The sequence below is a fragment of the Candidatus Krumholzibacteriia bacterium genome (assembly GCA_035268685.1).
GTDB lineage: Bacteria > Krumholzibacteriota > Krumholzibacteriia > JAJRXK01 > JAJRXK01 > JAJRXK01.
This window is the reverse complement of the sequence record DATFKK010000116.1, coordinates 1-12343: the sequence shown is the minus strand read 5'-3', so window position 1 is coordinate 12343 and position 12343 is coordinate 1. Positions and strand designations below refer to the sequence as shown.

Here is a 12343-nt window from a genome sequence, read left to right as displayed (position 1 = left end):
CCAAGAGAACGGCTACTTGCTCTTCGTCGGCCGACTCACCCCGGAGAAGGGCGTCCACCACCTGGTCGAGGCCTTCCGTGACCTCCGCACCGAGCGGAGGCTGGTGATCGTCGGCGACAATCCCTACGATCGGCCGTACGTCGAGCGCTTGCGCGCGCAGGCCGACGAGCGCGTCCTCTTCGCCGGCTACCGCTTCGACGACGAGTTCGCTCAGCTCATGCGCCACTGTGCAATCTACGTGCAACCGTCGGAGGTCGAGGGCACCAGTCCGGTGCTGCTCACGGCCATGGGCTACGGCCGGCCGGTGATCGTGCAGGGGATCCCCGAGAATCTCGAGACCATCGGTGACGCCGGTCTGGCCTTCGCGCCGGGGCGGGTGGACGAGCTGGGGTCCCACCTCCAACGGCTGCTGGACGACCCCGAAGAGGCCCGTGCATGGGGAACCGCGGCCGAGGCGCGCGTCCGCGAGGTGTACGACTGGGACGACATCAGTCGTCGGTTCGCCACTGTGTGCGCCCGGGCGGAGAGCGCGTTCTGATCCGGATCGCCCGCACTCAGGCCGCCGCCCGTTCCGCCCGTTCCGGCCGGAACGACGGAGCCCCGGGCCGTGCGGCCCGGGGCTCCATTTCCTGTTGCAGTTCCGTGTCGGGTCAGCGGTACAGACCCTTGACGATTCCCCAGCTCGACTCGTCGGACGAGACGGGGACCTCCACGATCACCCGGATGTTGTCGTAGCAGACGTTCGCGAAGCTCGCCCCGTCCGCAGCCGTGGTGGCCGTGAGCTGCAGGGTCACGCCGCCCGAGACGTCGGGGCCGGTGACGGCCGTGAACGAGAACGACTTCCAGACCGAGGGATCCGGGTCGAGGGCCAGGGGAGCGCCGCCCAGGATCTCGGAGGCGGACACTCCGCCGCCGTCGAGCTCGGAGAAGAACTCGGCGAAGGCGACGCCACCCGGGCCGAACTCGCCACGGGCGTCGAAGGAGATCGTGACCATCTGGTTCGGCTCGACGACGCCGATCCCGATGTTGGCGTTCTTCATCAGCGCCGCCGACGCGGGCACCGTGTTGTCGATGCAGCCCGCGTTGTCACTGTCGGAACCGGGCGTGACGATCGTGAACTGATCCGGGCCGGTGGGGAAGAGTTCCCAACCGTCGAAGGTTCCGGTCTCGAATCCACCATTGACCGACAGGTCGAGGGGGTCGGCCTGCGCCGGGGCTGCGATCAGGGCGAATGCCGCGAGTGCGACGATCAACATCTTGCTCAAATGCATGAGAACCTCCTCAGCACGGACGCTGAGTTGTTGCTTTCGGAAAATCGGAGTCCTGCACGCGACGCGAGCAGCGCCCAGGAGTCCACGGGATCGGGCACCGACGAGGATGGACCCGCGAGCCGTCGCGCCCGGGGCGGTGAAGCCCACGGAGCGGTCCGGGACTCGCCGGCCTTGGGGACCGGGTCGGATGCCCGACCCCAGGACCCTACACTATGTTCGGCTGCCGAACAAAGTATTTCGTGCGATTTCCGATCGCGGGACTCTGCAGGCCGTGCGACCCCACGGCCCGCCGAGACCGGACCTCAGGCAGCGGCTCCGCGGTTCTCCGACGCCCCCCCGTCGTCCGAGCGAGCATCGTCACTCCGGGGTTCACCGCTGGCTGTGGCCGCGGCGCGTTCCGCCCGCGCAGCACGGAAGGCTTCGGTCCGGGTCAGGGGCCGCTCGCCGTCCTCGTTCGTTTCGGCAGCGTCGCCGTCGCCGTTGCCTCCGGCGGCCGCCGCGCCGCTCTCGGGAGTCCTCGGGGGTTCCTCCGTTCCGGACGAGGCGTCCTGTCCCGTGTCCTCGCTCGGCGCGGATCCGGAGTCCTCGGCCAGGGCACCGTCGGACCGGGAGGCTTCGTCCGTCGCTTCGTCCGACCCGCGGCCCGCGGCACTGGCCTCCTCGGACGCGGAGCCCGCTGCATCCGCTCCGGCCGCCGTCCCCGCGACCGATTCCGACCAGGGGATCGCGCCCCTGTGGACGGTCTCTCCGACTCCGCCGTCCGCGTCCTGGCCGGTCGATGCCTCGTCCGCGGCGAGCTGGCCCTCGGTCCGGGGCTCCTCGAGCAGTCGACCGATCTCGGTACCACAGAGGCGGTGGGCACTCTCGGCGAGCTGACGGTGGAGAGCCACGTAGGCGTCGTTGAGGTCCTTGAACCTCTCGGCCGTCTGCGTGAACTGGGCGAGGGCCGACTGCCGGTACGACGCCAGCTCCGTCCGGGTCGAGTCGAGGTCGGCCTCGAGGATCCGCGTACGCTTGTTCGGCCGGTCCAGGCGGCCGGAGACCAGGATGCCGACACCGATGCCCGCGACGAGGGCGATCGCCGCGGTGACCAACAAATCCATACCCAATGCTCACTTTCGCTTCCGAGGTGATGAGACGAGATGCTGCGGAACATCCTAAGGCATTGCGCAACCCCTGCCGTGGTTCGGTGACAGGGGGGCGTGGTTTCGACGAAGAACCGGGCGAGGCCGCAGGCACCGTCCCGATGTGCCCGTCCCGGAGAACACCTGTCCGACCGGCGAACAGCCCTCATCCGCGAAGCCGTTGCGCCCGAACCCCTTCTTGGCGATCCTGAACGCCTGCGGCGATTCCCCCGAGCACCGGTCCCATGAGCACGACCTACAGCCACGATCCCGAGATCAACGACATCCTCGTCCGCGCCGTCGAGGGCGAAGCCCTGCCCGGCGGCGAGATCCTCATGCTCATGGAGGAGGCCGACGTCCACGCGCTCGGCCGCGCGGCCCACGCGCTGCGCCTGCACCGGTGCCCGCCGGACAAGGTCACCTACGTGGTCGACCGCAACATCAACTACTCGAACGTGTGCTACGTGAACTGCACGTTCTGCGCGTTCTACCGGCACAAGACCGACGACGACCACTACGTGCTCGAGTACGAGCAGATCCACGAGAAGATCGAGGAACTGCTCGCGATCGGCGGGACGCAGCTTTTGCTGCAGGGTGGCCACCACCCGAACCTGCAGCTCGACTGGTACCAGGGCATGCTGCGCTCGATCAAGGAGCGCTACCCCGTCCACATCCACGGCTTCAGCCCGAGCGAGATCGCGCACTTCGCGAAGATCTGGAAGATGCCGACCTCGGTCGTGCTGAAGGAGCTGCAGGCAGCCGGGCTGGACAGCGTGCCCGGTGGCGGCGCGGAGATCCTGAACGACCGTGTGCGGACGGCCCTGGCCAAGACCAAGGTCGATGCCGCGGGCTGGATCCGGATCATGGAAGAGGCCCACGAACTGGGCATGAAGACCAGTGCCACCATGATGTTCGGGCACATCGAGACCCTGCCCGAGCGCGTGGAGCACCTGCTGCGCGTGCGCGAGAGCCAGGCGAGGACGGGCGGCTACACGGCCTTCATCCCCTGGACCTTCCAGCCGGGCTTCACGCCGCTCACCGAGAACAACCCCGAGCAGCTCGCGGAGATCCCGACCGCGCCGTCGAAGGGCAGCCTGGAGTACCTTCGCATGCTCGCCATCTGCCGACTGGCCCTGAACAACGTCGACAACTTCCAGTCGAGCTGGGTCACCCAGGGGCGGAAGGTCGGCCAGATGTCGTTGTTCTGGGGCGCGAACGATCTCGGCAGCGTGATGATGGAGGAGAACGTCGTCAGCGAAGCCGGCGTGGCCTTCCGTCTGAGCCTCGACCAGATGAAGGACCTGATCCGCGACGCCGGATTCGAGCCCGCCCAGCGCGACAACTCCTACAACGTCCTTCAGGCGGCGTAGGCGGTCGCTCGCGTTCGAATCGACCGAGCCGGAGCTGTCACACGTCGGGGCCGGAGTCCGTCTTCCGTACCGACTCCCGATCCTGCGAGGATTCCATGAATCGTGTCGTCCGCCGCCTCGTGGCGGCTGCCGCCGTCGGGGTTGCGACGGTGGGCTGCGTCTGCCCCGACGGCCTGCCACCCGTGACCGACCCGCGCGGTTCGACCACGCTCGACCCTGCGGTGGTCGAGGAACTCGATCGCGAACTCCTCACGGTTCGATCCGAGCAGGGCATTCCGGGTCTCGCCGTCGGTGTGGTCGAGGAGGGGGCCATGGCCTACGTGCGCAGCTTCGGCGTGGCGACGCTCGAGCCTGCGACAGCGCTACGACCGGATACGCCCTTCCCCGCGGCGTCGATCTCGAAGTTGTTCACCACGCTGGTGGTGCTGCAGCTCGTCGACGACGGGCGCCTGGCGCTCGACGCTCCGCTGTCGGAGTTCGGATTCGAAGGAGTGCGGATCACACCGCGGGAGCTGCTGACGCATCGCTCGGGACTGCGCGATGGCGACGGACCGGATGCAGTGCTCTCCGGGAAGGTCTCGACGGGCACGAAGGTCTGGTCCTACGCCGACGCGAACTTCGACCTGCTCGGCCGGGTGGTCGAGCGAATCGCGGGTGAGCCCTTCGCAGCCGTGGCGCGACGCCGTGTCCTCGAGCCGGCCGGGATGGAACACTCGACGTTCGACACGACCGTGCCGAGTGTCGTGGACGGCCACGTCGGCTGCTGGTTCGGCGGCGGTCGAAGAGCGGTCGCCCTGCCGGCGGATCCGGACGCGGCGCCGAGCGAGGGCCTGCGGGCGAGTGTCGTGGACCTGACCCGCTGGATGGAGGCAGTCCTCGGCCGGTCTCCGCGTCTGGCGTCGGCACGGCACTGGGATGCGATGTTCGAGTCCGCGGCGACGACCGACTGGCCGGGTGTCGATCAGGGCCTGGGCTGGCAGATCGAGACCGGTAGCGACGAGTGGACCGTGCGGCACGCCGGGTCCGTCGACGGCATCCGCGCCCTTCTGACCCTGTGGCCCGACCGAGGGCGGGGGATCGTCGTTCTCGGCAACGCCGAGTCGTTGCAACGATGGGTCGTGCGCTCGAAGGTCGTCTCGATCCTCGACACGGCCGGCTGAGGCCACCCCGCCCTTCTGGCACGAAAGGAGCAGTGGTCGATCTCCGTCCGTACCCGCGCTGAAGGAACCTCTTCCGACCGTACTCGACAAGGCTCCGGAAGTGCTTGGAAAGACAAAGGTTAGGAGGTCCCCGCTGGGGACCCACCCGGATCGCCGGGGGACCTCCGACCCTTTGCCGTCCCCAGGGGAGGACACGCGGCCGTCGCCAGGAGTCGATTCCCGATTGCAGATCGGGTTCCCCGGGCGATCGACGGCCCGAACGCGGTGACCCTGTGACCGGCCCCGAGCTCCGTCGCGACGAGGCTCCGGGCCCTTCCGCAGCAGACGTCGGCGCCTGCCGACCTGCCCGCGGAATCGAGGGGCGCACCGGATCGATCCCCCCGCCGGTCGAGGGTCCGGCGTTGCGCGTGGGGTGGGAACCACGCACCGGGGATGGATGGGACGGCGCCGCGCCGGGTCGAGCGGAGCGACGCCGCCGGGAGTGAGTGAGAGAGGGGTGCGGCGGCTCCACGGCAGGGGCCGCCGCACTTTTTTCGTGGCGAGGGCGATTTTTCGCTCAAGTCCGGAGGACCCGGGTCCGATACTCTGAATGCGGCCTCGAGTGCGCCGCAGGCGTGGACGAACGACTACATGGTTCTTCACGGTCGCAAAGGCCCTCTGCACACGGTGCGGAGGGCCTTTGCACGTTCGCGAGCCGAAGCTCCGGCGGGGCTGTACACTGGAGGACGGTGGTGCGAAGCTCGGGGAACCCCGGATGGCCGGGCTGCGTCGGACCCGATACGACGGTCTGCATCCGCCAACGGCGAGGACGGACGACATGGGCGACCACGGCAATCGCGTGATGGGAGCGGCGCTGGTCGGCATCGGTCTACTGATGCTGCTCGGCGAGCTCGGGGTCACCCCCCTGAAGTGGCTGTGGCCGCTGGCCGTGGTCGTCATCGGCGCGATCGTCCTCTTCGACTATCGCCGCAAGCGTGCCGACTCGGGCCAGGTGTTCACCGGGACCACGCTGATCCTGATCGGTGCCTTCCTGCTGCTGATCACAGCCGGTCTGTCCATGCAGGACCATTGGCCCTTCTTCCTCGCCGCGCCCGGCCTCGGGCTGCTGGCCATGGCGAGGGTCGACCCGCGGCGCCGCGACGCCATGGTTCCCGGCTGGATGGCCATCGCCGGCGCGGCCGTCCTGTACTTCTTCACATTGGGAATCTTCGTCGGCCTGCTCGAGATCGTGTTCGATCTGCTCGGCCTGGTCCTCAAGGTGATCGTGCCGCTCGGCCTGATCGCGGGCGGGGCGTGGATGCTCTTCCAGCAGCATCAGGCGCGCCGCGACCGCGAGGAGTTCCCCGAGAAGGTCGAACCCGAAGGCCCGGGGGGAGCGAGCCCGCGGTGGTCGGAGACGGTGGGGACGGAGGGTTCCGGTGCGGCCGCTGGTTCGGCCGGTGGAAGTGCGGCGACCGGAGGCGCATCGACGACGGACCCCACTTCCCCCGCGGAAGCAGCCACCTCGGAGAGCGGCGAGGAAGAAGGGCCGCGCCCCGAGCCGGGACCAGCCCACGAACCACCACCCGAAACCGTCGACGACGCCACGGAGACGGACGGCGACGACCTGCCACATCCCGAGCCGCCCGTGGAGGACGCCGACGTCGAGGCCGAGGAACCCACGCACGACGGTCTGCACGAGGAACCGACGCACGACGAGCCTCCGCACGACGAGCCTCCACACGACGACGAGCCGCGTCGCGAGCAGCCGGGACCCGAAGGCCAGCCGTCCGACGAGGCGGATCCCGGCGAAGGCGACGCCCCGGACGACCCCGAACGCCGCCACGACTGAGCACCACGGCGCGCCGCCCCGTCCGCACGCCCGGACCGCGTGCGCGCGACCGCGTGCGCGCGACCGCGCCCCGGCTCCGCTCCCCTCCGACGGCCGCGCTCAAGTCCATCGCCGGATCCGCCGATCCCCGGGCAGGCCCCGGACCACCGCCCGGGGTCGCGAAGCCGCTGTCCGCATCCGGGGTGCGCGTATGAACTCGGCCGACGTCCTGGCGCAGATCGAGACCATCGGTGAGCTGCCGATCCTGCCGCACACGCTGTTGCAGATCCAGAAGGTGGCCACCGACGACCGCAGCAGTGCGGACGACCTCGCTCAGGTGATCCTCCGTGACCAGTCGCTCACGATGCGCGTGCTCCGCATGGTCAACAGCGCCATGTACCAGCGACGCGGGCGCGAGAAGGTCACCACCGTGCGGCGGGCGGTGATCGCGCTGGGCTTCGAGACGGTGCGCAAGCTCGCGCTGGGTCTGAGCGTGTTCGACATGATGAGCAAGCTGTCGCGTTCGCCGCATCTGCTGCAGGTGACGCAGCACTCGTTGATCGCCGCGGCCTTCGCGCAGCGTCTGGCCGAGGCCAGCGGGCGCATGCCGCCCGAGGAGGCGTTCGTCACCGCACTGATCCACGACGTGGGCAAGGTCGTCTTGATCGAGTGCTCGCCGGCGGCCTACGATCAGGTGCTCGACGAGATCGAACGCGGCGTGCACACGATCGACGCCGAACGCAAGCACTTCGGCATGAGTCACGATCGTGCGGGCCGTCGGCTCGCCGCGCGGTGGAAGCTGCCCACCAGCATCCAGACCGTGATCGGCGATCACCACGACTTCGACCCGCTGCATCCGCCGCGTCAGCTCGATCCGCAGATCGCGACGATCATCTACGCCGACGCGATGAGCCGTTTCACGTTCTCCGACGAATCCCAGGCGCGCGAGATGAAGGTGCTGAACCGTGCGGGGAAGACCCTGGGGATTCCGCTGGCGCAGATCGACGAACTCTACCAGGAGATCGATCAGGAGATCTCGCAGCTCGCCTCGGCCGTCGACTTGTCGATGGGCGATCTGCGGTCGTTCGGTGTCCTGGTCAATGCCGAGGGCAGCGCCAGTGTCGCCCCGCCCATGAGCGAAGAGGAGAAGGCCGAGCGCACCGCGCGCCAGCTCGAATTGTACCGCGCCATCGGCACCGGGGTGGCCTCGGGGCGGCGGCCCAAGGACCTGCTGCGCGAGATCCTCGACGGCGTGGTGCAGGTGCTCGGTCTGGAGCGCGTGATCCTGTTCCGCGTGAACCACGACCGTCACGAACTGCGGCCGATGATCTGGCAGGGCGCGGGGATGGACGATCCCGTCGTCCGGCTCACGCTTCCCCTGCGCCACGACACCGGTGCGGTGGCGCTGTGCGCACTGCAGAGGCGCCCGTTCCATGTCCCGGCCGCGCGGAGCGAGGCCTACGAGGGGCAGGCCGGCGAGGCGCTGCTCGAACGGACGAAGACCTGCGGCTTCGCCTGTGCGCCCGTGGTCTCGCCGGAGGGCGTGGCCGCCGTCCTCTTCGCCGACCACGGCCCCGATGGGGCCGACTGTGCGTTCGAATCGGCGCAGGAGTTGAACGGCCTGGCCGCGCAGATCGGTCTGGTGCTCCACTCGGCGCTGGTGAAGGCCTGATTCCCGGTGACGCTCCACTGGCGGAGCGCAGAGGCGTCGCGCACCTTGGGCGGACGGCTGGGGCCGTGGACCCATGGCCCGGGCGATCTCCCGGGCCGACCCCCGAAGCGGTGGTGATTCCGTGCGCGTGACCCGGACGATCGTGGCGGCCCTGCTGGTGTCGACCCTGAGTGGCTGTGTCGACGGCACCGCGCGTCTGACCGTGCTCCCCGACGGCTCCGGCAGCATCGCGCTCGACCTCGGCTACGAGGTCGCCCAGTGGCCGCCGATGTTCGGCGATCCCCTCGAGGGATTCCGTACGCCCGATCAGCTGGCCCGCTTCACCGACCCCGGCTTCGTCGCGTGGTCGCGGCCGCGGATCGTCGAGGCCGACGGGGAACGCCGCTGGCGCAGCGAGGTCTTCTTCGACGACATCGGCGCCGTGCGTTTCCTGGGCCGCCAGGATGGCCGCACGATCGAGGCGCTGGGTTTCGACGCCGGACTCGACCGCGGGCGCATCGGCCTGCGCCCGGGTTTCCTCGTGTACCTGGACGATCCCCTCCCTCTGCCGTCACCCCGGCGGATCGGCATGACCGGCGTGAGCCTGTCCGACGATCTGCTGGCGGCGATCCGCCAGCGGATCCGCCCGGTGATCGAGGGGCTGGACGTCTCGCTGGAGGTCGTCCTGCCCGGCCGGATCACCCGCGCCGATGGACTCGACGGCTTCTCCGGGCGCACGGCGCGTCTGCACGTCGATGCCGATCGCCTGGCGGCCGCGTTCATGGGCAAGGCGCGGGTGCTGACCGACGTGGAGGCCCTGCGTGACGACCCCACCTGGGCCTGGGAGTTGCCGCCGCAGTGGGATCAGGTGGCGGCGGAGGACCTGCGCCGCCGGCGGGCCGAAGCCCTGGAGTGGTGGGGAGAGTAGGTCCGCGCGGGTTCCCGCGCGGAACTTCCCCAGGTGCACCGGGGGAAGTTCCGCCACGGACGCGGCCGTCTCCTACGACGCCACCGTCTGCATCAGGATCCCGCAGAACCACGCCGCGTAGGTCCCGACTGCGTAGCCGAACACCGCCAGCAACACGCCCACCGGCGCCAGTGCCGGGTGGAAGGCACTGGCCACGATCGGGGCGCTGGCCGCGCCGCCCACGTTCGCCTGTGAGCCGACGGCCAGGAAGAACACCGGTGCCTTGATCACGCGGGCCATCAGGATCAGCAGACCGGCGTGGATGGAGATCCAGATCAGGCCGACCAGGAACAGCCCGGTGCGCTCGAAGATCGCGGTGAGGTCCATCTTCATGCCGATCGACGCGACCAGGACGTAGAGCATGGCGCTGCCCATGCGGCTCGCGCCCACGCCCTCGAGTTCGCGGCTCTTCGAGTGGGTGCTCATGATCAGGCCGGCGGTGGTCGCGATCACCACGAGCCAGAAGAACTTGCTGGTCAGGCTGAAGCGCTGGAGCTGCGGCGCGGCCTCGAGCAGGGCGGGGGCGATGATGTCGCCGAGAAAGTGCGCGATGGCGGTCACGCCGAAGCCCACACCGAGCACGGTCACGAGGTCGGTCAGGGTGGGGATGCGCGCGATCGAGGCCTGGTAGTCGGCCACGCGGTGCTTGAGATCCTCGATCGCCGAGTTGTCGGCCCCGATGCTCGCGTCGATCGCCTTCGAGCGACCGGCGGCGTACAGCAGCATGGCCATCCAGATGTTGGCCACGATCACGTCGACCGCCACCAGGGCGCTGAACACGTCGTCGGGAACCCGGAAGACCTCCTTCATGGCCGTCTGGTTCGCGCCGCCGCCGATCCAGCTACCGGCCACGGTGGTCAGACCGCGCCACACGTCGTCGGTCCCCATGCCCACGGTCTCGGGGCTGAAGGTCGCGACGATCAGGATCGCGAGCGGTCCGCCGATCACGATGCCGAAGGTCCCGGTGAAGAACATGGTGAGCGCCTTGGGCCCCAGCCGCAGGATCGCGGGGATGTCGATGCTCAGGGTGAGCAGCACCAGACTCGTCGGCAACAGATAGCGTGATGCCACGAAGTACAGGTTGCTCTCGTCGCCGTCCACGACCCCGAAGGTGCTGAGCAACGACGGGATGAAGTAGCACAGCAGCAGACTGGGCACGTAGGTGTAGAACTTCTTCCACGTCGGATGGCTGCTGTGCGCGGTGCGGAAGACGAAGGTGAGGATCACCATGAGCATGCCGAGCACGACGGCATCGTTGGTGATCAGCGCGGACGAGTGCTCCATGGACGACTCCAGCGGTCAGGATCGGATCGGGACACGAAGTCGGGCGCAGGCCGGTCGCGGATGCTAACATACGGCCGAGGCGCCGTCCCACCCGTGATCGGGGTGCGCAACCCGGCCCGGACAGCTTTCGTAGGTCTTCGGTTCCCCCCACTCGAGGAGCCCCATGGCCCCGCCCGACGGAGTCGCGCCCCCGTCCTCCGACGGCGTGTGTCTGGTCGAGGCACGCGCGATCACCAAACGCTTCCGGAGCACCCTGGCCGTCGACGCCGTCGACCTGGATCTGCGCCGCGGAGAGGTCCTGGCCCTGCTCGGCCCCAACGGCGCCGGCAAGACCACCACGGTCCGCATGCTCGTGGGGATCCTGCGTCCGGACGCGGGGACGATCACCTTCCACGTCGACGGTCGTGCGGTCGCGCGGCCGGCCGCCGGTGACCTGGGCTATCTGCCCGAGGACCGCGGCCTGATCCGCGACGTTCCGGTGCGCCGAACGCTCGAGCACTTCGCGGTGCTGCGCGGGATGGACCGCGGCCGGGCGCGGGCGCGGGCGGCCGAGGAGCTCGAGCGCTTCGGACTGGGCGACCGCGGCGACGAGCGGGTCGATCGTCTGAGCAAGGGCAACCAGCAGAAGGTGCAGTTCCTGGCCGCGGTGCTGCACCAGCCGCGACTGGCCGTGCTCGACGAGCCCTTCAGCGGCTTCGATCCGGTCAACCAGCAGCGCTTCGTCGAGGAGATCCGCGCGCTGCGCGACCGCGGGACCACGGTGCTGCTGAGCGCGCATCAGATGGACCTGGTGGAGCAGCTCGCCGACCGCCTCGTGCTGATGGACCAGGGCAGGGTCGTGCTCCGTGGCGCTCTGCCGGAGATCCGCCGGAGCACGCGCAGCGGGGCCCGGTTGGCGGTCGGGATCGGCGGTGCGGTCGATGCGCATGAACTGGAGTCCGTGGCCGGCGTCGAGCAGGCCGAGGCCACGGGCGGTGGCGCGTGGTCGCTGCGGCTCGACCCAGACGTCGAGGTCGGTGCCGTCCTGCATGCACTGACGGGTCGATGGAGCGTGCGCGACGTCAGCAGTTCCGCCGAGCGCCTGCACGAGATCTTCCTGCGCACCGTGGGACGGTCCGGGCTCGACGAAGACGACCCACGGGAGGCCGCCGAATGAACGCGCGGGTGTGGGCCGTGACGCGCTGGGAGTTCCTGCGCTTCGCCAAGGCGCGGGACCTGATCGTGGGCGCGCTGATCTTCGCGGTGATGTTCGGTGCGGGCGGTTCCTTCGGCGAGTTCGTCACCGGGCTGGGCGACGACGCGCGCACGGTCCGGGTGGTCGGTGGGCTCACCGTACTGCCCGCCGAGGGTGTGACCCTCTCGGGTGTGCACTTCGAACCGGGCTCCGCCACCGACGTCGATTCGCTGCTCGCGGTCGAGGCGATCGACGCCGCGCTGCTGGAGGCCGACGACGGCACCTGGGAGCTGCGGGTGCGTCGCGAACGCCGTTGGACCGATCTGGTCGGTGCGCGATTCGCCGGCCTGCTCGTGCAGGAACGCGCGGGCCAGCTGGGGCTCGACGCCGCGCAGCTTCGTTCGCTCACGCAACCCCCCGAGTTGCGCACCGTCACCGTGGGCGACGCACCGCGCCGCGACGGACGTACCAGTGTGTTCACCGCCGGCATCGCGCTCGGTGTCATGTTCATGGCCCTGTTCATCGGCTTCAG

11 protein-coding genes are annotated in these 12343 nt (G+C 69.5%); 8 read left to right on the top strand and 3 right to left on the bottom strand.

What is annotated here, in order from left to right; genetic code table 11:
* The coding region (locus VKA86_11425; protein HKK71820.1) for a glycosyltransferase family 4 protein at positions 1-538 on the top strand (538 nt) is incomplete at its 5' end.
* Positions 539-650: 112 nt separating this feature from the next.
* On the opposite strand, the gene VKA86_11420 is transcribed toward VKA86_11425, so the two are convergent.
* A complete protein-coding gene (locus VKA86_11420) occupies positions 651-1271 on the bottom strand; it encodes a hypothetical protein (protein ID HKK71819.1) in 621 nt (206 codons plus the stop codon).
* Between the two features lie 302 nt (positions 1272-1573).
* Positions 1574-2374 carry a DUF1043 family protein gene (locus tag VKA86_11415; GenBank protein ID HKK71818.1) on the bottom strand — a complete coding sequence of 267 codons (801 nt, stop codon included), beginning with the start codon at positions 2372-2374 and terminating at the stop codon, positions 1574-1576.
* Between the two features lie 266 nt (positions 2375-2640).
* Here VKA86_11415 and mqnC point away from each other — a divergent pair, with 266 nt between their 5' ends.
* The 5 genes from mqnC to VKA86_11390 all read left to right on the top strand — a co-directional run bounded on the left by mqnC (position 2641) and on the right by VKA86_11390 (position 9314).
* The gene (mqnC, locus tag VKA86_11410; protein ID HKK71817.1) at positions 2641-3765 is read left to right on the top strand and encodes a cyclic dehypoxanthinyl futalosine synthase; all 1125 of its coding nucleotides are present in this window, start codon (positions 2641-2643) and stop codon (positions 3763-3765) included.
* Positions 3766-3860: 95 nt separating this feature from the next.
* Positions 3861-4925: a serine hydrolase domain-containing protein gene (locus VKA86_11405; protein HKK71816.1), complete on the top strand. Its 1065-nt coding sequence runs from the start codon at positions 3861-3863 to the stop codon at positions 4923-4925.
* 817 nt (positions 4926-5742) lie between these two features.
* The gene (locus tag VKA86_11400) at positions 5743-6756 is read left to right on the top strand and encodes a hypothetical protein (protein HKK71815.1); all 1014 of its coding nucleotides are present in this window, start codon (positions 5743-5745) and stop codon (positions 6754-6756) included.
* A 190-nt stretch (positions 6757-6946) separates the two neighbouring features.
* Positions 6947-8407, top strand: coding sequence for an HDOD domain-containing protein (locus tag VKA86_11395; protein HKK71814.1), 1461 nt, complete (start codon positions 6947-6949; stop codon positions 8405-8407).
* A 127-nt stretch (positions 8408-8534) separates the two neighbouring features.
* The gene (locus tag VKA86_11390; protein HKK71813.1) at positions 8535-9314 is read left to right on the top strand and encodes a hypothetical protein; all 780 of its coding nucleotides are present in this window, start codon (positions 8535-8537) and stop codon (positions 9312-9314) included.
* A gap of 72 nt (positions 9315-9386) precedes the next feature.
* Here VKA86_11390 and VKA86_11385 read toward each other — a convergent pair whose 3' ends face one another.
* A complete protein-coding gene (locus tag VKA86_11385) occupies positions 9387-10637 on the bottom strand; it encodes a DUF819 family protein (protein HKK71812.1) in 1251 nt (416 codons plus the stop codon).
* 163 nt (positions 10638-10800) lie between these two features.
* Here VKA86_11385 and VKA86_11380 point away from each other — a divergent pair, with 163 nt between their 5' ends.
* Together VKA86_11380 and VKA86_11375 are read left to right on the top strand one after the other, a co-directional pair.
* Complete coding sequence (locus tag VKA86_11380) at positions 10801-11793, top strand: ATP-binding cassette domain-containing protein (protein HKK71811.1); 993 nt, start codon at positions 10801-10803, stop codon at positions 11791-11793.
* A partial coding sequence (locus VKA86_11375; protein HKK71810.1) for a hypothetical protein occupies positions 11790-12343 on the top strand: 554 nt, incomplete at its 3' end. The genes VKA86_11380 and VKA86_11375, both read left to right, overlap by 4 nt.

Bases quoted from the DNA above. Each gene is read 5' to 3' on its own strand.
- VKA86_11385 (HKK71812.1), bottom strand. From the start codon at position 10,637: ATGGAGCACTCGTCCGCGCTGATCACCAACGATGCCGTCGTGCTCGGC.
- VKA86_11380 (HKK71811.1), top strand. From the start codon at position 10,801: ATGGCCCCGCCCGACGGAGTCGCGCCCCCGTCCTCCGACGGCGTGTGT.
- VKA86_11405 (HKK71816.1), top strand. From the start codon at position 3,861: ATGAATCGTGTCGTCCGCCGCCTCGTGGCGGCTGCCGCCGTCGGGGTT.
- VKA86_11395 (HKK71814.1), top strand. From the start codon at position 6,947: ATGAACTCGGCCGACGTCCTGGCGCAGATCGAGACCATCGGTGAGCTG.
- VKA86_11400 (HKK71815.1), top strand. From the start codon at position 5,743: ATGGGCGACCACGGCAATCGCGTGATGGGAGCGGCGCTGGTCGGCATC.
- mqnC (HKK71817.1), top strand. From the start codon at position 2,641: ATGAGCACGACCTACAGCCACGATCCCGAGATCAACGACATCCTCGTC.
- VKA86_11415 (HKK71818.1), bottom strand. From the start codon at position 2,374: ATGGATTTGTTGGTCACCGCGGCGATCGCCCTCGTCGCGGGCATCGGT.
- VKA86_11420 (HKK71819.1), bottom strand. From the start codon at position 1,271: ATGCATTTGAGCAAGATGTTGATCGTCGCACTCGCGGCATTCGCCCTG.